17 protein-coding genes are annotated in these 21,813 nt (G+C 68.7%); 9 read left to right on the forward strand and 8 right to left on the reverse strand.

Annotation, left to right across the window (positions count from 1 at the left end; translation table 11 throughout):
- Window positions 1-680: 680 nt before the first annotated feature.
- The gene (spbR, locus tag C1707_RS24165) at window positions 681-1,814 is read right to left on the reverse strand and encodes a SpbR family protein (protein WP_101713638.1); all 1,134 of its coding nucleotides are present in this window, start codon (window positions 1,812-1,814) and stop codon (window positions 681-683) included.
- 158 nt (window positions 1,815-1,972) lie between these two features.
- Here spbR and C1707_RS24170 point away from each other — a divergent pair, with 158 nt between their 5' ends.
- Both C1707_RS24170 and C1707_RS24175 read left to right on the forward strand, forming a co-directional pair.
- Entirely contained in the window at window positions 1,973-3,784 is a 1,812-nt protein-coding gene (locus tag C1707_RS24170) for an ATP-binding protein (protein ID WP_101713637.1), read from the forward strand.
- An 80-nt stretch (window positions 3,785-3,864) separates the two neighbouring features.
- Entirely contained in the window at window positions 3,865-5,031 is a 1,167-nt protein-coding gene (locus C1707_RS24175) for a CaiB/BaiF CoA transferase family protein (RefSeq protein ID WP_101713636.1), read from the forward strand.
- On the opposite strand, the gene C1707_RS24180 is transcribed toward C1707_RS24175, so the two are convergent.
- Window positions 5,028-5,903: a lytic transglycosylase domain-containing protein gene (locus C1707_RS24180; protein WP_101713635.1), complete on the reverse strand. Its 876-nt coding sequence runs from the start codon at window positions 5,901-5,903 to the stop codon at window positions 5,028-5,030. The genes C1707_RS24175 and C1707_RS24180 overlap by 4 nt on opposite strands.
- A gap of 198 nt (window positions 5,904-6,101) precedes the next feature.
- Here C1707_RS24180 and C1707_RS24185 point away from each other — a divergent pair, with 198 nt between their 5' ends.
- The 3 genes from C1707_RS24185 (at window position 6,102) to C1707_RS24195 (ending at window position 8,505) form a co-directional block, all read left to right on the forward strand.
- Window positions 6,102-6,926, forward strand: coding sequence for a glycosyltransferase family 2 protein (locus tag C1707_RS24185; protein ID WP_101713634.1), 825 nt, complete (start codon window positions 6,102-6,104; stop codon window positions 6,924-6,926).
- Complete coding sequence (locus tag C1707_RS24190) at window positions 6,926-7,681, forward strand: polysaccharide deacetylase family protein (RefSeq protein WP_101713633.1); 756 nt, start codon at window positions 6,926-6,928, stop codon at window positions 7,679-7,681. Before C1707_RS24185 ends, C1707_RS24190 begins: the two co-directional genes overlap by 1 nt.
- 95 nt (window positions 7,682-7,776) lie before the next feature.
- On the forward strand, window positions 7,777-8,505 hold the full coding sequence (locus C1707_RS24195; RefSeq protein ID WP_101713632.1) for an energy transducer TonB: 729 nt from the start codon (window positions 7,777-7,779) through the stop codon (window positions 8,503-8,505).
- A 128-nt stretch (window positions 8,506-8,633) separates the two neighbouring features.
- On the opposite strand, the gene C1707_RS24200 is transcribed toward C1707_RS24195, so the two are convergent.
- Together C1707_RS24200 and C1707_RS24205 are read right to left on the reverse strand one after the other, a co-directional pair.
- Entirely contained in the window at window positions 8,634-9,797 is a 1,164-nt protein-coding gene (locus C1707_RS24200) for an acyl-CoA dehydrogenase family protein (protein ID WP_101713631.1), read from the reverse strand.
- A 33-nt stretch (window positions 9,798-9,830) separates the two neighbouring features.
- A complete protein-coding gene (locus C1707_RS24205) occupies window positions 9,831-10,844 on the reverse strand; it encodes an NAD(P)/FAD-dependent oxidoreductase (protein WP_101713630.1) in 1,014 nt (337 codons plus the stop codon).
- A gap of 209 nt (window positions 10,845-11,053) precedes the next feature.
- On the opposite strand from C1707_RS24205, the gene C1707_RS24210 reads away from it, so the two are divergent.
- From C1707_RS24210 to C1707_RS24225, 4 genes are all read left to right on the forward strand, one after another.
- On the forward strand, window positions 11,054-11,461 hold the full coding sequence (locus C1707_RS24210; RefSeq protein WP_058350643.1) for a helix-turn-helix domain-containing protein: 408 nt from the start codon (window positions 11,054-11,056) through the stop codon (window positions 11,459-11,461).
- Window positions 11,462-11,641: 180 nt separating this feature from the next.
- The gene (locus tag C1707_RS24215; RefSeq protein WP_101713629.1) at window positions 11,642-14,800 is read left to right on the forward strand and encodes a GAF domain-containing hybrid sensor histidine kinase/response regulator; all 3,159 of its coding nucleotides are present in this window, start codon (window positions 11,642-11,644) and stop codon (window positions 14,798-14,800) included.
- An 87-nt stretch (window positions 14,801-14,887) separates the two neighbouring features.
- Entirely contained in the window at window positions 14,888-15,301 is a 414-nt protein-coding gene (locus tag C1707_RS24220) for a DUF6491 family protein (protein ID WP_101713628.1), read from the forward strand.
- Between the two features lie 111 nt (window positions 15,302-15,412).
- Window positions 15,413-16,756, forward strand: coding sequence for a dicarboxylate/amino acid:cation symporter (locus tag C1707_RS24225; protein ID WP_123170804.1), 1,344 nt, complete (start codon window positions 15,413-15,415; stop codon window positions 16,754-16,756).
- 447 nt (window positions 16,757-17,203) lie between these two features.
- Here C1707_RS24225 and tuf read toward each other — a convergent pair whose 3' ends face one another.
- From tuf to rpsL, 4 genes are all read right to left on the reverse strand, one after another.
- Entirely contained in the window at window positions 17,204-18,394 is a 1,191-nt protein-coding gene (gene tuf, locus C1707_RS24230) for an elongation factor Tu (RefSeq protein ID WP_058346798.1), read from the reverse strand.
- A 123-nt stretch (window positions 18,395-18,517) separates the two neighbouring features.
- Window positions 18,518-20,596 carry an elongation factor G gene (gene fusA, locus C1707_RS24235; RefSeq protein ID WP_101713301.1) on the reverse strand — a complete coding sequence of 693 codons (2,079 nt, stop codon included), beginning with the start codon at window positions 20,594-20,596 and terminating at the stop codon, window positions 18,518-18,520.
- Between the two features lie 114 nt (window positions 20,597-20,710).
- The gene (gene rpsG / locus C1707_RS24240; RefSeq protein ID WP_058350130.1) at window positions 20,711-21,184 is read right to left on the reverse strand and encodes a 30S ribosomal protein S7; all 474 of its coding nucleotides are present in this window, start codon (window positions 21,182-21,184) and stop codon (window positions 20,711-20,713) included.
- 12 nt (window positions 21,185-21,196) lie between these two features.
- Window positions 21,197-21,568, reverse strand: a complete 372-nt coding sequence (rpsL, locus tag C1707_RS24245) for a 30S ribosomal protein S12 (RefSeq protein ID WP_058350131.1) — start codon at window positions 21,566-21,568, stop codon at window positions 21,197-21,199.
- Window positions 21,569-21,813 lie beyond the last annotated feature (245 nt).

The following is a 21,813-nucleotide window of genomic DNA, read 5'->3' on the forward strand; positions in this document are numbered from 1 at the left end:
CCTCTGCGTTCAGCCCACAGACCCCAACAAACTCAACCCCTTGTAACTTTCTCACGCCCCTGGATCAGACGGATCAAATACCGCTGCATACTCACATGGTCCCAGCCATGGGGAGGGCTCTTGGTACCGGCCCAAGCGTGGCGAGGACCGCATCGAGCGGGGCCGCTTGGCGCGTCGTGGGAAAAGGCGGGCTTGCAGGATCGCTCAGAAGGCGTGATTGGGTCGCCAAGCCGTCCATGGCGCAACGAGCGGGTCGACAGGGTCGGGAACGTTCAAACCGGCCTAACAGGATCAGCCGAGGCCGCGCCGGATTACCGCGGGGCTGTCGATCCTGCCCGTCCGAGGGCTAGCCGGGCCAAGGTTGAAAGAGACCTACGCCCCCGGTCCTTCGAGCCAATGATGCGGCGGAGCGGTCGACGAAGCCGAAACGCTAAAACAAATCACGGTCTCCGGGCTCCGCCCGGCCGCTCCGCGCCTCCCCATCAGCTTTCGTGGATTTCCACGGGAGTGCGAACCGTCATGTCCGACGCCAAGGAACCTCCCCCCGTGGGGGAGGCGATCGCGCAGCGATCGGTGGGGGGAATGCCCAAAGATGGTCAAGCGCAGCGGAGGTTGAAAACGGCCCCCCTCCGGCCTTCGGCCGCCTCCCCCACATGGGGAGGTTCCTTAGGGAGAGCCCCCTACCCTGCCGCGCGGGCCTTGAACCCCGCCAGGCGGTCCAGCTTGTCCAGCAGGTAGTCGCTCTCTTCGCGCGACACCGCCTGGGAGGAGGTCAGGAAGCGCTGCAGCATGTGCTCCTGAAACCGCTCGCGCTCGCCGGGGCGGCCGTCGAACTCCATGCCGTGATAGGCGTCGACCCCGGCGCGGAAGGCCGGATAGAGGCGCGACGGCAGGCCGGCCCGCTCGTAGATCGCCTTCAAGCCCAGGGCGCCGGCGTCGTGCACCATCAGCCAGGTGCGGTGATGCGGCACGCCGGCCAGCTCGGCCAGGCCCCACTCGACGAAGGTCATGTGGCCATGGGCCAGGGCGCGCAGCAGCAGCGAGGGCGTCAGGCGCTCGGCGCGGTGCAGGTGGGCGACGAAGGCCTTGGGATCGGCGGTGCGGCCGGCCTGGTCGACCAGGTCGACGGTCGCGCGCTCCTTGGCGCCGACGATGATCTCCAGCGCCCGCTCGGCCGACAGCGCGTGGTTGTCGAGGATGTGCTCGCGCAGCTGGTCGCCGACCATGTCGATCAGGCGCTCGGTCACCGACAGCGGCAGCACCGCGCGGTACGCGACCGCCTGAAGCACGCTTTCGGACTTGGCGAAGCGGTCCAGCGCCTTCTGCAGGGCCAGGTCCGAGAAGCGGGCGTTGTCGTTGGCGCAGACCGCGGCCACGACGTCCTCCGGCGCCTGGTCGACCAGCAGGCCGGTGACCTTGCTCGACAGCTTGGGACGGCGGGCGATGGCCATCTGGCGCACCGGTCCGCCCAGGCGGATGATCTCGGCCAGATCCTGGTCGGTGAACACCGGCGAGAAGCTGATCACCGGCAGCGACACGCTCTCGACGTCGCGCGCCAGGCGGTTGGCCACGTCGGGCGGCAGCAGCGGCGAGGTCTTCAGCGTCACGGCCAGGGCGCGGCGCACCAGTTCGGCGGCGTCGGCGGCCATGACCCGCAGGATTTCCTGGGCCTGCAGGCGCTCTTCCTCGGAAAGTTCGGCGCGGTCGATCTTGCGGCACAGCCGGTGGGCGGCAAGCGCGCGCTCGTCGGGCGTCGCGCCCTTCACGAGCATGCGGATGTCGTCGTTGGTGAGCGCGGCGCGGGTCGTGGCCATGGGCCTGGCCTTCTGCGAATGAACGGTCGAATCAAAGGATGGGCGGTTAGGCTTAACGATTGTTTGCCCCTAAAGCCCTGTGCATTAACGATACCGCGTAACCCGGCGCAAACCGTGCTCGCCTAGCGTCCTCGCCTGAACGCCCGAGGATCCGATTCTTGTTCGCTGAGCCCCGAACCCATGACGTGAAGAGGCCCGGGGCCGACACCGCGCTCGCCCTCGGCGTGCAGGTGGCGCTGCTGCCGTACGCCCTGGCCATCTTCGCCGTAAGCCTGCCCTTCTTCGTCTGGGCCGGCTCGTTCGCCCGCAACGCGGTGTGGATGTCGCTGAGCTTCACGATCTTCGCCATCAACTGGGGCGTGTTCTACGGGGTCACCAACTGGCTGAAGACCCCGCAAGCCGAGGACCTGACCAAGCGCATGCGGCTTCAGGTCGCGGGCGGCCTGCTGTGGGCGCTGGGCGTGGTCCAGATGTCGGCCTTCGCCGACGGCGCCGGACCGATCCGCGAGACCCTGCTGCTGCTGACCGCCGCCGCCGGCATGGTCTGCATCTTCTTCGCCTCGCCGGTACTTCAGAGTCTGGCCGTGGTCGCGCCGGTGGCGGCGATCGGCCCGCTTTGGGCGCTGTTCAGCCGCGCCGAAAGCCGCCAGACCGGCCTGATGGCCGCCGGCGGCCTCGCCCTGGCGCTGGCCATGGCCATGATCTTCAACCGCATGCTGCGCCGCCAGCACGCCCTGGCGGTGGCTCACGAGGCCCTGCTCGAGGAACGGATGCGCGTGCTGGAGACCGCCGAGCGCACCGCCCGCTCCAAGTCCGACATCGTCGCCACCCTCAGCCACGAGATCCGCAACGGCCTGACCGGCGTGACCCACGTGCTGGCCGCCGCCGCCGGCAAGGGCGGTCGCGCCGCGCCGTCGCGCGAGCAGCTCAACGCCGCCCTCGACGCGGCCCAGGACCTGATCTCGGTGCTCAACGCCACGCTCGACGCCGAGACCGCCGAGGCCGGCCGTCTGGCGGTCGAGACCCAGGCCTTCGAGCCGGTGCGCCTGGTCCGCGACCTGGCCCTGCTGGAACGCCCGCACGCCCTGGCCAAGGGGCTGGAGCTGGCGGTTCACGTCGACGCCTCGCTGGAGAACCGCATGCTCGGCGCGGCCATGGCCGACCCGATGCGCACCCGCCAGATCATCGCCAATCTGGTCGGCAACGCGGTCAAGTACACCGTCCGCGGCCGGGTCGAGGTCCGGATCGAGCCGCGGGGCGACGATCGCCTCGCCATCGAGGTGGCCGACACCGGTCCTGGCCTGTCGGCCGAGGAACTGGAGCAGGCGTTCGAGCCCTTCCGCCGCGTCGAACGCACCGGCGCCGGGGTCAATGGCGCGGGCCTTGGCCTATCGCTGTCGCGCCAACTGGCCAGGCTGATGGGCGGCGCGCTGGAGACCAGCAGCGCGCTGGGCGTCGGCAGCTGCTTCACCCTGCTCCTGCCCTACGACATCGCCTGCCCCTGCCCGCAGGAGCCGGTCGAGGAGACCCTGGCCGCCGCCGATCCCGCCCCCGACGTCCAGCGCAGCCTGCGCGTGCTGATCGCCGAGGACGACGCGCTGAACGCGGCCATGCTGCGCGCCATCCTCGAACAGCTGGGCCACCAGGTGGTGCACGCCCAGAACGGCCGCCGCGCGGTCGACTTGGCCAAGGTCTGCGAGTTCGACCTCGTCATGCTCGACGGCCGCATGCCGGTGCTGGACGGTCCTCAGACCGCCGCCGAACTGCGCGCCCTGCCCGGCGCCGGCGGCCAGATGCCGATCATCGCGGTCATCGGGGGCGACGCCGACGAGGCCCGCGAATGCACCGAAGCCGGCGCAGACACCGTGCTGCGCAAGCCCGTCAGCGTCGCCGGGGTCGCCCGCGCCGTGGCCGACGCCGCCGCCCTCACCCGCCAGCCGCGCACGGAGGCCTCGCGCGGCGCGGCCTGACCGGGCCTCCCAACGATCGTTTGACCGCCCATCCTGCCCGCCCCATCCTTCCCGCAACGACAAGAAAGCGGAGGAAGCGGATGCTGCGGGACCTGAAGGTCGTCGAGCTGGCCACCTACATCGCCGCCCCCGGCGCGGCCGGGATCATGGCCGACTGGGGCGCCGAGGTGATCAAGGTCGAGTCGCCCGAGGGCGATCCGATGCGCCGCTTCTTCGAGACCATCGGCTCGGACCACGCCGCCAACCCGATCTTCGAGCTCGACAACCGCGGCAAGCGCGGGATCGTCCTCGACATCCGCGCGCCCGGAGGCGCCGAGGCCCTCAAGCGCCTCGTGGCCACGGCCGACATCTTCCTGACCAACGTCCGCCCCGCCGCCCTGCGCCGCGCGGGCCTCGATCATGAAACCCTGCGGACGGCCTTCCCGCGCCTGATCTACTGCAGCCTGACCGGCTACGGCCTCACCGGCCCCGACGCCGACAAGCCGGGCATGGACGTGGCCGCCTTCTGGTCGCGCGCCGGGGTCGGGGCCCTGACCGCGCCCAAGGGCGCCGAGCCCTTTCCGATCCGCACCGGCATGGGCGACCACGTCACCTCGCTGGCCACGGTCTCGGCGATCCTGGCGGCCGTGCACGAGCGCCATCGCACCGGCGTCGGGCGACTGGTCGAGACCTCGCTGCTGCGGACCGGCGCCTATGCGATAGGCTCCGACCTCGCCATCCAGCTGCACTTCGGCAAGCTGGCCTCCACCCGTCCCCGGCGCGAGGCCGTGCAACCGCTGGCCAACTTCTTTCAGACGAAGGACGGCCGCTGGATCTGCCTGCTGGCCCGCCAGGGCGCGACCGACTGGCCCCGGATCGCCGCCGCCGTCGGCCGGCCCGAACTGGTCGACGATCCGCGCTTCTCGGGCGCCCGCGCCCGGCGCGAGAACACCGCGGCGCTGGTCGACATTCTCGACGCGGCCTTCGGCGCCATGGACTACGCGACCGCCGCCGCCGCCCTCGACGCCGGCGACATCACCTGGGCGCCCTGGCAGACGCCGCGCGACCTTGTCGAGGATCCGCAGGCCCATGCCGCCGGCTGCTTCGTCGAAACGCTGGACGGCCGCCGCTCGCCGGCCGCGCCGGCCCGCTTCCCAGGCATCGAGGAGCGGCCGCGCGCGCCCGCCCCGTCGCTGGGCGCGGACACGGCCGCCGTGCTGGCCGAACTGGGCTATTCGCCGGAAGAGATCGAGGCCCTGAGGCCTTAGCGCGCCTTGCCGCCGGCCGAACCGGCGTTGGCGTCCGACAGCATGCGCAGCATCTCGGCCGAGAACAGGCTGTTGGCCACGCGGCTGACGCCGCCGCCGTCGTCCGACCGGGCCGCGCTGAAGGCGCCGCCATAGCCCTGCGAGCCGCGCAGGACGAGGTCGACCACGGCCTTCTGCTGGTCGATGCGGTCGAGCCGCCGGCCCGAGGCGTACTGCAGGAAGCCCTCGTCGCTCTGCGGCTCGCGCTCGCGGACGGTGGGCGCGCCGCCGCTACCGCCGGCGCTCTTGGTCAGGTTGGCGTAGACCTCGCCCACGGTGGCGGCGCGGCCGTCGCGATAGAAGATCGAGCGGTTGGCGGCCGCGGCTTCGGGGAACATCGAGGCCGCGCTGGCGCCGGGATTGCGGTTGGCCGCCTCGATAAGGCGGGCCGAGCCCTGCGGCCCCAGGAAGTGGGCGGCGTAGAGCTCGCCCGAGGTCGGGCTGCGTCCCACGCGGCCACGCAGGTAGGAAGCATGGTCCGACGCCAGTTCGCCAGCCATCAGCGAAGCGGCGTGAGGGTCGAGCTTCAGGCCCAGCACGGCCTTGCGGGCCTCGTCGCCGGGGACGCGGTACTTGCCGTCCGAGCCTTGCTGGATAAGGTCGGCGTAGCGGGCGTAGCCGTACTTGGCGCCGTGCTTCTTCAGCGTGGACAGCCAGGTCTGGTCGACGAACTGAAACAGGCCGGAGGCCGAGGAGGTCCGCGCCTTGGCGGCCGGATTGTAGCCGCTCTCGCGCTTGGCGGTGCCCATCAGGAACGTGAAGTCGACACCAGTCGCGTTCGACGCGCGCTGGATCGCCGACTCGACGACGTTGCGGATGGATTGGACGGCCATGGTCTCAATGTCTGAACGAGCGTGGTTAATGCCGCCTTAACCACGTTCCCGCGTTCGCCGGACCGAGCCGCGACAAGTCGCCCCTCCCCTCGCGGCCGTCCGCGACAAACTGCCACGCTGAAGCTTGCCCGATTTGTGCGAGAAATATTGTTTCGAGAACGCAACAATGTTACCGCGCGCCAACTTTCGGGGGAAACGATGGCCAGACTCTCGGCCTTGATCTGCGTACACAACGAGGAAGCCCGACTGGCCGAATGCCTGTCGCGCCTGGCTTTCGTCGACGAACTGGTGGTGGTTCTGGACCGCTGCACCGACGGTTCGGCGGCGATCGCCAAGCATTTCGGCGCCGTAACGGTCGAAGGCGCCTTCCCGCTGGAAGGCCCGCGTCGCGCTGCGGGCGCGGCCGCGGCCACCGGCGACTGGATCCTGGAGATCGACGCCGACGAATATGTCAGCCCCCAGCTCGCCGCCGAGGTGCGCGACGCCGTCGAGGCCGGCCAGGGCGACTGGCGGCAGATCCCCGTCGACAACTACATCGGCGCCCGGCTGGTGAAGTACGGCTGGGGCGGCTCGTTCGGCACCACCTCGGTGGCCCGCCTCTTTCGTCGCGGCGTCAAGAGCTGGGGAACCCAACGCGTCCACCCGTCGGTGAAGTTCGTCGGCGAAGCCGGGCCTTCGTTGCGCGCCCCGATCCGCCACGAGGTTGACGACAACATCTCCGACATGCTGCGCCGCCTCGACCGCTACACCGAGCTGCGCGCGCGGGATCTGGCCGAGAACGGCGAGTGGCCGGGCCTGGGCCGCAACGCCTTCCGCGGCGTGCGGCGCTTCTACAAGTGCTACGTCTCCCGCCAGGGCTGGCGCGAAGGCGGCTGGGGCTTCCTGATCGCCCTGATGGCGGCGATCTATCCGCTGCTGTCGGTCCTGCGCATGCAGCTGGAAGTGCGCGGATCGGCCTCGATGGCCCAGGACCCGACGGCGGTCTGCGCCGAGGCCGTGGCCTCGACCTCACCGCTGGCCTGATGGTTCAGACGCTTCTGCTGTCCTGGGAGCTGGCGCGCTGGCGCGCCGCCGGCCGTCGCGCCCGCCTGTGGTGGCGCGACGACGACGCCCGCGCGCCGGGCCCGGCCCTGGAACGCCTGCTGGCTCATGCCCTGGCCTTCGATGCGCCCCTGACCCTGGCGGTCATTCCGGACAGCGACCGCGCCGACCTCGCGAAACGCCTGGCCAGCGTGCGCGGCGTGCGGGTCGTGCAGCACGGCGCCGACCATGTGGACCGCAGCGCCGGCGGCGGGGCCTTCGAGTTTCCGCCCGAACATACCGCCGAACAGATCGCCGCGGCCCTGCGCGAAGGGTGGACGAGGCTTGCTCCCCTGCCCGGCGCGCTGAAGCTGTTCACCCCGCCCTGGAACGCCATCCATCCGCGCCTGACCGACGCCCTGGCCAGCGAGCGCTATGTCGGCTGGAGCGCCTGGGCCCAGGTCGCGCCCAAGGCGACGCCTCCCAGGGTCGACACCCATCTGGACCTGCTGCGCTGGAACCCCACGCCGCGCTTCCGGGGCGCGGGCCGCCTGGCCTCGCAGCTGCGGCGGCAACTGGCCAGACGCCGCAAGGCCGGAACCTGGGACGCGCCGATCGGCCTCCTCACGCACCACCTCGACCACGACGAAGCCGCCTGGAGATGGTTGGCCGGCTTGATGCGCACGGTTCGCCATCACCCCGTCCTGACGTGGAGCGACCTCGCCGACCTGCTGCCGGAAGCCCGTCGAGCGACATAGATTTTACGAACGTCATTTTATCTGTTTACGAGCGTCATTTTCCGTGACAGCGTGAAGACGTCGACACCGATCGACGCCGCTTCACGGAGGTCGCCATGATCGCCCAACCCGCCGACTTCAACCCGCGCATCGCCGGCCTGGACCGCGACGAGAAGCGCAAGCTCTCCAAGGGCCTGGTGTTCGCCCTGGCGATCTCCGGCGCGGCCCATGTGGCGGTCCTGGCCTATGTGGCGGTGCAGAAGTACGGCGGTCTGCCCGAGCGGGTGGAGCCCACGCCGACCCTGATCGCGCCGCTGTGGACGCCTCCCAAGCCGCCGCCGCCTCCCCCGCCGCAGAAGGCGGAACTGACGCCGCCCAAGCCTTCGAACCCCTTGCCGGTGCGCCAGCCGGTTCCGACCACGCAGACCCAGACCGAACCCCTGGTGACGCCGATCCCCAAGGATCCCGGTCCGTTCAAGCCGAGCGAGCCCGTGACCCTGACCGACACGCCGCCGGCCCCGCCCTCGCCTCCGGCCCCATCACCCCGGGTCATCACCCGGGCGAGCTGGCTGAAGATGCCCAGCGCCGACGACATGTCGCGCTACTATCCCGAAAGCGCCCAGCGACGCGGGGTTTCGGGCGGGGCGACGCTGAACTGCGCGGTCACGGCCAAGGGCACGGTGCAGAACTGCATGGTGGTCGACGAGAGCCCGGCCAGCGAAGGGTTCGGCAATGCGGCTCTGAAATTGTCGCGGTTCTTCAAGATGAAGCCGCAACTCGAGAACGGCCAGGCGGTCGACGGCGCGCAGGTTAGGATCCCCATCCGCTTCAACGCCGCCGAATAGGAGCATGGCGGCCGAAAGTGTTCGCTGTTTCGGCCGCCGCGTTCCGAACGCCAAGCTGGAGTCGAGGTGGACTCCAGTGGTCGCCGGCGCCCGCTCCCTGCGTATCTTGGGAGCGGGCGTCGGGGTTTTCAGTAGCTCTTGGGCAAGCCCAGCACGCGCTCGGCGATGAAGTTGAGGATCATCTCGCGGCTGACCGGCGCGATGCGGGCGATCATCGCCTCGCGGAAATAGCGCTCGACGTCGTATTCCTTGGCGTAGCCCATTCCGCCGTGGGCCAAGACCGAGGCCTCGCAGGCCGTGAAGCCGGCTTCGGCGCCCAGGTACTTCGCCGCATTGGCCTCGGCCCCGCATTCCTTGCCGGCGTCGTAGAGGGCGGCGGCCTTGAAGGCCATCAGGTTGGCCGCTTCCAGTTCCGCCCACGACTTGGCCAACGGATGGGCCACGCCCTGGTTCTGGCCGATCGGGCGTCCGAACACCACGCGCTCCTTGGCGTAGGTCGAGGCCTTGGCCAGCGCCGCGCGGCCCAGGCCGATGGCCTCCACCGCGAACAGCACCCGTTCGGGGTTCAGGCCGTGCAGCAGGTACTGGAAGCCCTTGCCCTCCTCGCCCACCAGGTCCTCCTGGGGCACGAACAGGTCCTCGATGAAGAGCATGTTACACTCGACGGCCTTGCGGCCCATCTTCGGGATCGGCTTGGCCTCGATCTGCTCGCGGTCGGTATAGAACAGCGACAGCCCGCCGGTCGGCTTGGCGCACTGGTCCTTCGGCGTGGTGCGAGCGATGATCAGGATCTTGTTGGCCCGCTGGGCGCCGGTCGTCCAGATCTTGCGGCCGTTCAGGCGATAGCCGCCGTCGACCTTCTCGGCCCGGGTCTCCAGGCTGGAGGTGTCGAGGCCCGAATTGGGCTCGGTGACGGCGAAGCACATCTTGTCCTCGCCGGAGATGATGCGCGGCAGCAGGCGCTCGCGCTGTGCGTCGGTCCCGAACTTCACCAGCGGCATGGGGCCGAAGATGTTGAGGTGGATGGCCGAGGCCCCGGAGAAACCCGCGCCCGACTGGGCCACGGTCTGCATCATCACGGCGGCCTCGGTCAGGCCAAGGCCCGCCCCGCCGACGCTCTCAGGCATGGCCACGCCCAGCCAGCCGCCTTCGGCTATGGCGGCGACGAATTCCTCGGGGAAGTTTCCGGTCTCGTCGGTCCGACGCCAGTACTCGTCGTCGAAGGCGGCGCACACCTTGGCCACGCCTTCGCGGATCGCTTCCTGCTCGTCGGTCAGCCAGAAACCGGCCATGTCGTCCCTTCCCTGCGCTCTGTCGTTCTTTATCTAACCCTCGAAACGTTGCGGATCGAAGGCGGCCGCGTCCTCTCCGGGATCGGCGTCCGTCAGATACGCCGCGACCATGCCGGCCACAAGCGGAGCGAGCAGCCAGCCGTTGCGCCGCGCGCCAGCCGCCAGGATCACGCCCGGAACGCGGCTCGGCCCGACCAGCGGCAGGCCGTCGGCGGTGGAAGCCCGCACTCCGACCTCGATCTCGGCGACCGCTCCGGCCAGTTCCGGCCGCAGGCGCTCGGCGGCGACGCGAAGCGGCTCGACCACGGTCGCGTCCGGCTCGCGGTCGTCGCGCCCCGTCTCCATCGTCGCGCCGACGGCCGGGCGGGGCCCGGGCGCGATGTAGACGCCCTTGCCACGCAGCACCGCCCCCCCGGCCATCGGCGTCGTCAGTCGCAGGATCTGCCCCTTGATCGGCGTCAGCGCGGCCAGTTCGGGCGCCAGCCCTCGCCCGCCGCCGCCCGTGGCCACGACCAGGGCGTCGAAGGCCGCGACCTCGCCGTCGTCCAGGGTCGCGCGGCCCTCGGAGAACTTGCTCACGCCCCGGGCGTCGAACACCGCGCCGGCGGCGATCGCCGCCTCGCGCAGGGTCGCCAGCGCCTGGCGGGCGTCGAGCCGCCAGTCCTCGTCGCTGAACAGGCCCGTCGACGTGCGCGAGAACTCGGCGCCCGCCTCGACCAGAGCCGCCTCGACTTCCGCCAGGAAGGCCTCGTCGCCCTCGATGGCGAGACCGCCGCGATCGATCGCGACGCCGAGATCGGCGGCGAAGGTCGTCCAGCGCTCGCGCGCCCGGCGCAGCACCGGCAGGTGACCGCGCGAGACCTTGTCGAACACCGCCTCGGCGACCGGCGCCAGCATGCCCGCGGCAACGCCCGAGGCGTTCTCGCCGGGCGGCGCGGGGTCGAACACCGTCACCACGAATCCGAATCGCGAGAGAATCAGCGCCGTCGCCGAGCCGAAAGCGCCGGCTCCGGCGACCGCGACGCGCGCGCCTGACTGCAAAATCATGGGCGGCAGACACCGCTCGGCGGCCCAAAGGTCAAGCCCGAATGCCTTTCTGTCGACGGACCGACGCAAGGTTGCGGCATTTGTGTCGTGTTCGCGACATGCGACGTCGAGGCAAGGTGACGGAATACGATCAGCGGTCTATTCTCGACCATAAACAACCGCGCCACGTGCACCGCTACGGTCCGACCGGAGCCGAGGACGAGATCATCATGACCCAGAAGCCCACCGCCGAAGTCGCTCACCCCGTCGACATCTATGTCGGCGCCCGCATGCGGATTCGGCGCAAGGTGCTCGGCTTGAGCCAGACGCAGCTCGCCGACGCCCTGGGCATCACCTTCCAGCAGATCCAGAAGTACGAGCGCGGCGCCAATCGCATCAGCGCCAGCAAGCTCTACGACGCGGCCCGCCTGCTGCAGTCGCCGGTGTCGTACTTCTTCGACGGCCTGGAAGAGACCGACAACGGCGAGGACGACGGCGTCGCCCAGCGCATGACCCAGTTCGTGGCCACGCCCGAAGGCCTGGAACTGGCCGACCTGTTCCCCCGCCTCAACGACCGTCGCCTGCGCCGGCGCGTAGTCGACCTGGTCAAGGCGATGGTGGACGACGAGCCCGCCTGAGGCCGGCTCCAACCTCTTCTTCGAACGCCCGATCACGCGCCTCTTCCACCGGAAGGGGCGCGTTTTCGTTGGCGCCTGCGATCTCTGCTTCAATAGGCCGCAGCGCGCGGATACCGGCGTTCAGTAGATGTGAAGGCGTATCGGGTCACCCTATCGACCTGAGATAGCGGCGCTCTGAACATGCTCGAAAATGATCGCCTGGCGGCCCTGGCCTCCTACCGCATCCTCGACACGGCTCCCGAGCCGGCGTTCGACCGGCTGACCGACTTCGCCGCCGAACTGTTCGACGCGCCCATCGCCCTGATCTCGCTGGTCGACGAGCATCGGCAATGGTTCAAGTCGCGATACGGACTGGCCGCCGCATCCACCCCGCGCGAAATGGCCTTCTGCGCCCACGCCCTGCGCCAGGAGCCGCACTCGGTCATGGTGGTCGAGAACGCCGCCGCCGACCCGCGCTTCGCCGCCAACCCGCTGGTCACCGGCGCCCCCGACATCCGCTTCTACGCCGGCGCCGTGCTCAGCGACCGCGACGGCCACAACCTGGGCACGCTCTGCGTCATCGACACCGCCCCGCGCCCCCGCCCCTCCGAGGACGACCTGGATCGCCTGCGCATGCTGGCCGACGCCGTGGTCGCGCGGATGGAGAAGGGCCGGGCCGAGCGGCAGATGGTCGAGCAGCGCCGCATGCTGGCGATGACCGAGGCGATCTCGGGCGTCGGGCACTGGCGCTGCGATCTGGTCAACCAGACCATCACCTGGTCGGACGAGGTCTATCGGATCTACGGCCGCGATCCGGCGACCTTCACGCCGACCTTCGAGAACTGGCTGGAGATGTACCACCCCGACGACCGGGCCGCGGCCGCGGCCAGGGCCCGCGAGGTGGTCGTCGAGCGCGCGGTCCTCGAGCACGAACTGCGGCTGCTGCGCGCCGACGGCTCGGTCCGCCAGGGTCATTCGCGCGCCACCTGCGAGCTCGACGAGGACGGCCGCGTCATCGCCGTCTTCGGGGTGCTGCGCGACATCACCGACGAACGCGCCCTGCGCCGCAAGCTGGAGGCCAGCGAGGCCCGCGCCCGCCGGGTGATCGCCGACGCCTACCAGGCCATCGTCACCATGGACGAAGCCGGCGTGGTCACCGACTGGAACCGCTTCGCCGAACGCACCTTCGGCTGGACGGCCGGCGAGGCCCAGGGCCGCAGGCTCTCCGACCTGATCATCCCGCCCGAGATGCGCGCCGCGCACGACGACGGCCTCACCCGCTTCCTGGCCACCGGGCGCGGCGCGGTGCTCGACCAGAGGATCGAGATCTCGGCCCGGCGGCGCAATGGCGAGACCTTTCCGGTCGAACTGGCGATCAGCGCAGCCCGCAGCGCCGACGGCTGGCAGTTCACCGCCCTGATGCACGACATCAGCGCCCGCAAGGCGCAGATGGAGGAGTTCGAGACCGCCTTCCACCACGCCTCGGTGGGCATGGCCCTGGTCACGCTGGACGGGGCCTTCAACAAGATCAACGCCGCCTTCTGCGACATCGTCGGCTACGACGAGGCCGAGATGCTGGTGACCGACTTCCAGACGATCACCTACCCCGCCGACCTCGACAAGGACCTGGCCCTGCTGGGCCAGCTGCTGGCCGGCGAGATCGCCAGCTACGGCATGGACAAGCGCTACATCCACAAGGAAGGCCGCATCGTCTGGGTGCACCTGTCGGTGTCGCTGGTCCGCGCGCCCGACGGCGCGCCCAAGCACTTCATCGCCCAGGTGCAGGACCAGACGGCTCGCGTCGAGGCCCAGGAGGCCCTGGAGCACCAGACCCTGCAGCTGGCGGCCATGGCCACCCAGCTGGCCTCGGCCCGAGACGCAGCCGAGGAAGCCAACCACGCCAAGGCCGAGTTCCTGGCCAATATGAGCCACGAGCTGCGCACGCCCCTGAACGGGGTGATCGGCTTTTCGCGCCTGCTGGCCGAAAGCCCCAACCTGGCCGCCGAGGATCGTCGCCGGGCCGAGCGGGTGCGCGGGGCCGGCGAGGCCCTCAACGCCCTGATCAACGACATCCTCGACTTCTCCAAGCTCGAGGCCCGCGCCGTCACCCTCGAAAGCGCCCCCTTCGCCCTCAAGGAGATGCTGGTCGAGACCACGGCCATGGTCGAGCCGCAGGCCGACGAGCACCAGGTCGACCTGCGCATGGTAGGGGACCTCGACGGCTGGTACGTCGGCGACCGTCACCGGCTGCGCCAGATCCTGCTCAACCTCCTGTCCAACGCCGTGAAGTTCACCCGCCACGGCGCGGTGACCACCCAGGTCGAGATCCTGGCCCGGACCGAGGGCCACGCCAGCTTGCGGATCAGCGTCGTCGACCAGGGCGTCGGCATCGCGCCGGACAAGATCGACCGGCTGTTCAAGCGCTTCTCCCAGACCGACAGCTCGATCACCCGCACCTTCGGCGGCACGGGCCTGGGCCTTGCCATCTCGCGCGAGCTGGTCGAGCTGATGGACGGCCGCATCTGGGTGGAGAGCCAGCTGGGCGAAGGCTCGACCTTCGCGTTCGAGATCACCCTCCCCCTGGCCCAGGCCCCGACCGCCGTCGCGCCCGTCGAGGCCTCCGGCCGCGCCGCCTTCCCCGGCCGCCGGATCCTGCTGGTCGACGACGTCGAACTGAACCGCGAACTGTTCAGCGAGCTTCTGGGCCGCCGCGGCTGCGTGGTCGAGACGGCCGACGACGGCGCCCAGGCGGTCAAGGCGCTCGAGCGCGCAGCCTTCGACCTCGTCCTGATGGACGTGCACATGCCTGTGGTCGACGGCCTGACCGCCACCCGCGAGATCCGCCGGCGCGGCCTGACCGCCGCTCCGATCGTGGCCCTGACCGCCAGCGGCGCGCCCCAGCAGATCGCCGCCTGCCTGGACGCCGGCATGGTCGGCCATCTGCTGAAGCCGCTCGGCGAGCGCGATCTCGACCAGGCCCTGGCCCTGCATCTGGCCAACGCCGCAGCCGTCGCCGCGCCGTCCGACGCGGCCGACGACGAGGCCGCGGCCCGGGACGCCCTGGCCGCCGCCATGGGCGCGGCGCGGATCGCCCGCCTGGCCGGCATGCTGCGCCAGCAACTGGTCGAACGCTTCCTCGACGAGACCCCCGAGGCCCTGCGCGAGGACGCCCACCGCCTGGCCGGCTCGGCCGGGATCCTCGGCTTCATGCGCCTGTCGCGCGCGGCCGCAGAGCTGGAGACCGCCTGCCTCGACCAGCGGCCGCTGGCCGCGCCGCTGGAGCGTCTGCGCGCCAGCGTCCGCCGCGCCGTGGCCGACCTCGACGCCTGGATCGAGGACCTGTCGCGCCAGGCCGCCTGATTTCGTCGCAATCGGCTCACAAACCGAAATACAGCCGCGACGCTGTCGCGCTATGGTGGAGGCTGGTCCGATCAGGAGGCCTTCGACATGCACCGTACCGCCCTCATCGCCTTCGGCCTCGCCGCTGCCCTCGCCTCGCCGGTCCTGGCCGAAACCCCGGCCCCGAAGGCCAAGACCAGCACCGCCGACCGCTGCTTCTTCGCCGACCAGATCCGCGGCTACCAGGTCGTCGACGACCGCACGCTGAACGTCGACCTGGGCCGCAAGGAAGGCTTTCAGCTGACCCTGCTGAACACGCCCTTCGACCTCGACGTCTCCACCCGCATCGGCATCAAGTCGCGCGGCGGCTCGTGGATCTGCTCGCCGCTCGACGCTTCGGTCGTCGTGCCCGAGGTCACCGGCTCGTCGCGCAGCTATCGGGTCCAGACGATGCGCAAGCTGACCGCCGAGGAGTACGCCGCCGCCTGGCCCGGCGTGAAGGCCAAGAAGCCCAAGTCGTAGCGCCCGTCCAGCCACGCCCTGAAAACGCTTGCCCCGCATCGCGAGGCGGCGAAATCTGGAGCGTGGCCGCAATGACGTCGGGATCGACGGCGACGGCCGGGAGGCCGCCCGATGATCCCGCAGACGACCGCCGCCGGTGGAGCGCCGCCTCGCCAGGGGCCGTGGTACACGCATCTTTACGTGCAGGTGCTGGTCGCGATCGTGGCCGGGGCCCTGATCGGCCACTTCTGGCCCAGGTTCGGGGCCGACCTGAAGCCGCTGGGCGACGCCTTCATCAAGCTGGTGAAGATGGTCATCGCCCCGGTGATCTTCCTGACCGTCGTCACCGGCATCGCCGGCATGCGAGACCTGGGGCGCTTTGGCCGCGTGGCGCTGAAGGCCTTCGCCTACTTCCTCACCTTCTCGACGCTGGCTTTGATCGTCGGCCTGATCGTCGCCAACGTCGTCCAGCCGGGCGCGGGCATGAACGTCGACCCGGCCAGCCTGCACAGCGACAAGATCGCCGACTATGCGGCGAAAGCCCACGAGACGACGATCGTCGGCTTCCTGCTGCACATCATCCCCACCACCGTGGCCGGAGCCTTCGCCGAGGGCGAGATCCTGCAGGTGCTGTTCTTCTCGGTGACCTTCGGCATCGCCCTGGCCCTGGTCGGCGACCGTGGCCAGCCGGTGATCGACCTCTTGGAAGCCACGGCCCACGCCTTCTTCAAGCTGGTGGCCATCCTGATGAAGGCCGCCCCGGTCGGCGCCTTCGGGGCCTTCGCCTTCACCATCGGCAAGTACGGCATCGGCTCGGTGATCAACCTGGCCGCCCTGGTGGGGACCTTCTACGCCACCTCGGCGATCTTCGTGCTGGTGGTGCTGGGGGCGGTGGCCCGCTTCAACGGCTTCTCGATCCTCAAGCTGCTGCGCTACCTGAAAAGCGAGTTGCTGCTGGTGCTGGGCACCAGCTCGTCGGAATCGGCCCTGCCCAGCCTGATGGAGAAGATGGAGAAGGCCGGCTGCGCCAAGCCGGTCGTGGGCCTGGTCGTGCCGCTGGGCTATTCGTTCAATCTGGACGGCACCAACATCTACATGACCCTGGCGGCGCTGTTCATCGCCCAGGCCACCGGCGTGCATCTGTCGCTGGGCGACCAGCTGGCCCTGCTGGGCGTGGCCATGCTGTCGTCCAAGGGCGCGGCCGGCGTCACCGGCGCGGGCTTCATCACCCTGGCCGCCACCCTCTCGGTCGTGCCCAGCGTCCCCGTCGCCGGCATGGCCCTGATCCTCGGCGTCGACCGCTTCATGAGCGAGTGCCGCTCGCTCACCAACTTCATCGGCAACGCGGTGGCCACCGTCGTCGTCGCACGATGGGACAAGGCCCTGGATCGCGACGCCCTGGATGCGGCCCTGAACGACCGCTCGCCCCCGCCAGCCGCGCCGACCACCGATCCGGCGCTGCAGGACACGGACTGAGGGCGGTAAGACGCTCCCTCTGGGTGAGGGATCTCTAGTCAGCAGGATGCTCCCCCTCTGGGGGAGCTGTCGCGGAGCGACTGAGGGGGGCCGCCGCAGGCGCTGCCCCTCCGGCCCTCTGGGCTGCCTCCCCAGGGGGAGGATCTTTTGGTTCGCTTCCCTCGCCCTTGTGGCGAGGGCCCACGCCGGCCGCTGCTCAGATCTGGGCAGGCCTCGAAAGGTCTGAGCAGGTTGAACCATGGATCCTCGCCACAAGGGCGAGGAAGGCGGTGTTGGGGGGTACGAGGGCGGGAGTCGTAGGAAACCGGCCGCCGCCTCGGAAGCTGAGAACGCCGCCCTCCGTCGCCTTCGGCGACACCTCCCCCAGAGGGGGAGGATCAAAAGAAAAGGCCCCGGAGGTTTCCCTCCGGGGCCTTCGCTTTGTCAGCCGAAGCTAAGAAGCGTCGATTACTCGACGATTTTCGCGACGACGCCGGCGCCGACGGTGCGGCCGCCTTCACGGATGGCGAAGCGCAGCTTCTCTTCCATGGCGATCGGGGTGATCAGCTCGACGTCCAGCTCGGCGTTGTCGCCCGGCATGATCATTTCCACGCCTTCGCGCAGCTTGATGATCCCGGTCACGTCCGTCGTGCGGAAGTAGAACTGCGGACGGTAGTTGGTGAAGAACGGGGTGTGACGGCCGCCTTCTTCCTTGGTCAGGATGTAGGCTTCGGCCACGAACTTGGTGTGCGGGGTGATAGAGCCCGGCTTGCAGAGCACTTGGCCGCGCTCGACGTCTTCACGCTTGGTGCCGCGCAGCAGCACGCCCACGTTGTCGCCGGCCTGACCTTGGTCCAGCAGCTTGCGGAACATTTCGACGCCCGTGCAGGTCGTCTTCTGGACCGGACGGATGCCGACGATCTCGACTTCCTCGCCGACCTTCACGATGCCGCGCTCGACGCGACCGGTGACCACGGTGCCGCGGCCCGAGATCGAGAACACGTCTTCGACCGGCATCAGGAAGGCCTGGTCGATTGGGCGTTCCGGCTGCGGGATGTAGGCGTCGACCGAAGCCATCAGCTCGAGGATCTTCTCTTCGCCGATGTTGGCGTCACGGCCTTCGACCGCGGCCAGGGCCGAACCCTTGGTGATCGGAATGTCGTCGCCCGGGAACTGGTAGGACGACAGCAGTTCGCGAACTTCCATTTCGACGAGCTCGAGCAGCTCTTCGTCGTCGACCATGTCGACCTTGTTCATGAACACGACCAGGGCCGGCACGCCGACCTGACGGGCCAGCAGGATGTGCTCGCGGGTCTGCGGCATCGGGCCGTCGGCGGCCGACACGACCAGGATCGCGCCGTCCATCTGGGCAGCGCCGGTGATCATGTTCTTCACGTAGTCGGCGTGGCCGGGGCAGTCGACGTGCGCGTAGTGACGGTTGGCCGTCTCGTACTCGACGTGAGCCGTGTTGATCGTGATGCCGCGGGCCTTTTCTTCCGGCGCGGCGTCGATGTCGGCGTAGTTCTTGGCGGTCGCGCCGCCCGACTTCGCCAGCGTGATCGTGATCGCGGCCGTCAGCGTCGTCTTGCCATGGTCGACGTGACCGATGGTGCCGATGTTGCAGTGCGGCTTGTTACGTTCGAACTTTTCCTTGGCCATCTTCTCAGCTCCAGGACCCCAGAGGGGCCTTTATCAAAATAGGTTGAACTTCTGGGGTGGGGCGAAAGGGGCTCCTTTGAACCCCTTTCAATCCGGCGTCTAGGCTTTTCCCGAGGGAGAAGCTTAGGCGTACTTCTTGATCACTTCGTCGGCGACGTGCTGCGGCACCGGATCGTAGTGGTCGTAGACCATGCTGAACTGGGCGCGGCCTTGCGACATGCCCCGCAGGGTGTTCACGTAGCCGAACATGTTGGCCAGCGGGACGTAGGCGTTCACGACAGTCGCGTTGCCGCGCATGTCCTGACCCTGGATCATGCCGCGACGGCTGTTCAAGTCGCCGATGACCGAACCCAGGTACTCTTCCGGGGTCACGACCTCGACCTTCATGATCGGCTCGAGCAGCTTGGGCGAACCCTTCTCGCGCAGTTCCTTGAAGGCGGCGCGAGCGGCGATTTCGAAGGCCAGAACCGACGAGTCGACGTCGTGGAACTTGCCGTCGGTCAGGGTCGCCTTGAAGTCGATCAGCGGGAAGCCGGCCAGCAGGCCGTTGTCCTTGACCGATTCCAGGCCCTTCTGGACGCCCGGGATGTATTCCTTCGGCACGGCGCCGCCGACGATGGCGCTTTCGAAGATGAAGCCCGAACCCGGCTCGCCCGGCTCGAAGGTGATCATGACGCGGGCGAACTGGCCCGTACCACCGGTCTGCTTCTTGTGCGTGTAGTCGATGTCGACCTTGCGGCCCAGCGATTCACGATAGGCGACCTGCGGCGCGCCGATGTTGGCTTCGACCTTGTAGGTGCGCTTCAGGATGTCGATCTTGATGTCGAGGTGCAGTTCGCCCATGCCCTTCAGGATCGTCTGGCCGCTTTCGAAGTCGGTCGAGACGGTGAAGGACGGATCTTCGGCGGCCAGCTTCTGCAGGGCGACGCCCAGCTTTTCCTGGTCGGCCTTCGACTTGGGCTCGACGGCGATCTCGATGACCGGGGCCGGGAATTCCATGCGCTCCAGGATCACCGGCGACTTCAGCGGATCGCACAGGGTGTCGCCCGTGCGGGTTTCCTTGAGGCCGGCCAGGGCGACGATGTCGCCGGCGTAGGCTTCCTTGATGTCTTCGCGGTTGTTGGAGTGCATGAGCAGCATGCGGCCGACCCGCTCGCGCTTGTCGCGCGTCGAGTTCAGCAGGCTCATGCCGGTTTCCATCTTGCCCGAGTACAGGCGGCAGAAGGTCAGCGAACCGACGAAGGGGTCGTCCATGATCTTGAACGCCAGAACCGACAGCGGCTCTTCGTCCGAGGCCTTGCGAACGATTTCTTCTTCGGTCTTGAAGTCGATGCCCTTGGTCGGCGGGATGTCCACCGGCGACGGCAGGTAGTCGACGACGGCGTCGAGCAGGGGCTGCACGCCCTTGTTCTTGAAGGCCGAGCCGCAGAGGATCGGGTAGAAGGCGCCGGTCAGCACGGCCTTGCGGATGCACTTCTTGATGGTTTCTTCCGACGGCTCTTCGCCGCCCAGATAGGCTTCCATCGCGTCGTCATCGAGCTCGACGGCGTTCTCGACCAGGTAGGCGCGGGCTTCCACGGCCTTGTCCAGCAGGTCGGCCGGGATTTCTTCGTCGCGGTACGAGGCGCCCAGGCCGTCGTTGTCCCAGACCACGGCCTTCATGCGGACCAGGTCCACCAGGCCCTTCAGGGCGCTTTCCGAACCGATCGGGAATTGGATCGGCACGGCCTTGGCGCCCAGGCGGTCGCGGATCGACTCGACCGACTTGTCGAAGTCGGCGCCGATCTTGTCCATCTTGTTGACGAACACGATCCGCGGAACCTTGTACTTGTCGGCCTGGCGCCAGACGGTTTCCGTCTGCGGCTCGACGCCGGCGTTGCCGTCCAGCACCGTCACGGCGCCGTCGAGGACGCGCAAGCTGCGCTCGACTTCGATGGTGAAGTCGACGTGCCCGGGGGTGTCGATGATGTTGAGGCGCTTGTCGTTCCAGAAAGCGGTCGTCGCGGCCGACGTGATGGTGATGCCGCGTTCCTGCTCCTGCTCCATCCAGTCCATGGTGGCGGCGCCGTCGTGGACTTCGCCGATCTTGTGGGACTTACCGGTGTAATACAGGATCCGCTCGGTCGTCGTCGTCTTGCCCGCGTCGATGTGGGCCATGATGCCGAAGTTGCGGTAGTCTTCGATTTTATGCGTGCGGGGCATAGCGATCGCTCTGCGAAACGGGGCGGCCCTGACGGACACGACCGGGATTTAAACGTGCGGCGCGGGCGGTTTATCGCAAACCGCCCGCGCCTGAAAGAGTGCTGGTAAGAAAGCTTACCAGCGGTAGTGCGAGAAGGCCCGGTTGGCTTCAGCCATCTTGTGGGTGTCTTCGCGCTTCTTCACCGCGGTGCCGCGGTTGTTCGAAGCGTCGAGCAGCTCACCGGCCAGCTTTTCGGTCATGGTGTTTTCGCCGCGCTTGCGAGCGGCGGTCACCAGCCAACGGATGGCCAGGGCGCGACGACGGTCCGGACGGACCTCGACCGGCACCTGATAGGTGGCGCCGCCGACGCGGCGCGACCGGACTTCGATCGCCGGGGCGACGTTGTCCAGGGCGGAGTGGAAGGTTTCAAGCGGACCTTGGTCCTTGCGCTTGGCTTCCAGGATATCGAAGGCGCCGTAGATGATGTTTTCAGCGACGGCTTTCTTACCTTCATACATCACGTAGTTCATGAACTTCGTGACAATCAGGTCCCCGAACTTCGGATCCGGCAGAACCTGACGCTTCTCGGCGCGACGGCGACGGGACATTCTTCTTTTTCCTTACTTCGGACGCTTGGCGCCGTAGAGCGAACGACGCTGCTTACGATCCTTGACCCCTTGGGTGTCGAGGACGCCGCGCAGGATGTGATAACGGACGCCGGGCAAGTCCTTGACGCGGCCGCCGCGGATGAGCACCACCGAGTGCTCCTGCAGGTTGTGGCCTTCGCCCGGGATGTAGCACACGGCTTCGATGCCGGTGGTCAGACGGACCTTGGCGACCTTACGCAAAGCCGAGTTCGGCTTCTTCGGGGTCGTCGTGTAGACGCGGGTGCAGACGCCGCGACGTTGGGGGCAGCCCTTCAGGGCGGGCACCTTGTTCCGGACCGGCTTCGGAGAGCGCGGCTTGCGGATGAGCTGGTTGACGGTAGGCATTAAGTCTCTGCTCTGATGGAAGCGTGTGCCTTTCGGCCGAGGCGCTTCAGGGTCCTTGTTGTTCTTCTTTCCGGCTTCAAGGCTCCGGTTGGAGACCCGATAAACACGAAACTCGCCGGGACGCGGAAAGCGTTCCGGCGGGCCTGCCGTCGGTTAAGGGACGGACGCTCATCAGGACGGGCGCAAGACCCACCTCGAAAAGAGCGCGGAACCTACTCGCGAAGGGGCTCCACGTCAATCGTCGC

The organism is Caulobacter flavus (assembly GCF_003722335.1).
GTDB classification, from domain to species: Bacteria; Pseudomonadota; Alphaproteobacteria; order Caulobacterales; family Caulobacteraceae; genus Caulobacter; species Caulobacter flavus.

Excerpts from the sequence above, each read along its gene's own strand:
- spbR (WP_101713638.1), bottom strand. The coding sequence starts at position 1,814 with ATGGCCACGACCCGCGCCGCGCTCACCAACGACGACATCCGCATGCTC.
- C1707_RS24175 (WP_101713636.1), top strand. The coding sequence starts at position 3,865 with ATGCTGCGGGACCTGAAGGTCGTCGAGCTGGCCACCTACATCGCCGCC.
- C1707_RS24180 (WP_101713635.1), bottom strand. The coding sequence starts at position 5,903 with ATGGCCGTCCAATCCATCCGCAACGTCGTCGAGTCGGCGATCCAGCGC.
- C1707_RS24185 (WP_101713634.1), top strand. The coding sequence starts at position 6,102 with ATGGCCAGACTCTCGGCCTTGATCTGCGTACACAACGAGGAAGCCCGA.
- C1707_RS24190 (WP_101713633.1), top strand. The coding sequence starts at position 6,926 with ATGGTTCAGACGCTTCTGCTGTCCTGGGAGCTGGCGCGCTGGCGCGCC.
- C1707_RS24195 (WP_101713632.1), top strand. The coding sequence starts at position 7,777 with ATGATCGCCCAACCCGCCGACTTCAACCCGCGCATCGCCGGCCTGGAC.
- C1707_RS24200 (WP_101713631.1), bottom strand. The coding sequence starts at position 9,797 with ATGGCCGGTTTCTGGCTGACCGACGAGCAGGAAGCGATCCGCGAAGGC.
- C1707_RS24205 (WP_101713630.1), bottom strand. The coding sequence starts at position 10,844 with ATGATTTTGCAGTCAGGCGCGCGCGTCGCGGTCGCCGGAGCCGGCGCT.
- C1707_RS24210 (WP_058350643.1), top strand. The coding sequence starts at position 11,054 with ATGACCCAGAAGCCCACCGCCGAAGTCGCTCACCCCGTCGACATCTAT.
- C1707_RS24215 (WP_101713629.1), top strand. The coding sequence starts at position 11,642 with ATGCTCGAAAATGATCGCCTGGCGGCCCTGGCCTCCTACCGCATCCTC.
- C1707_RS24220 (WP_101713628.1), top strand. The coding sequence starts at position 14,888 with ATGCACCGTACCGCCCTCATCGCCTTCGGCCTCGCCGCTGCCCTCGCC.
- C1707_RS24225 (WP_123170804.1), top strand. The coding sequence starts at position 15,413 with ATGATCCCGCAGACGACCGCCGCCGGTGGAGCGCCGCCTCGCCAGGGG.
- tuf (WP_058346798.1), bottom strand. The coding sequence starts at position 18,394 with ATGGCCAAGGAAAAGTTCGAACGTAACAAGCCGCACTGCAACATCGGC.
- fusA (WP_101713301.1), bottom strand. The coding sequence starts at position 20,596 with ATGCCCCGCACGCATAAAATCGAAGACTACCGCAACTTCGGCATCATG.
- rpsG (WP_058350130.1), bottom strand. The coding sequence starts at position 21,184 with ATGTCCCGTCGCCGTCGCGCCGAGAAGCGTCAGGTTCTGCCGGATCCG.
- rpsL (WP_058350131.1), bottom strand. The coding sequence starts at position 21,568 with ATGCCTACCGTCAACCAGCTCATCCGCAAGCCGCGCTCTCCGAAGCCG.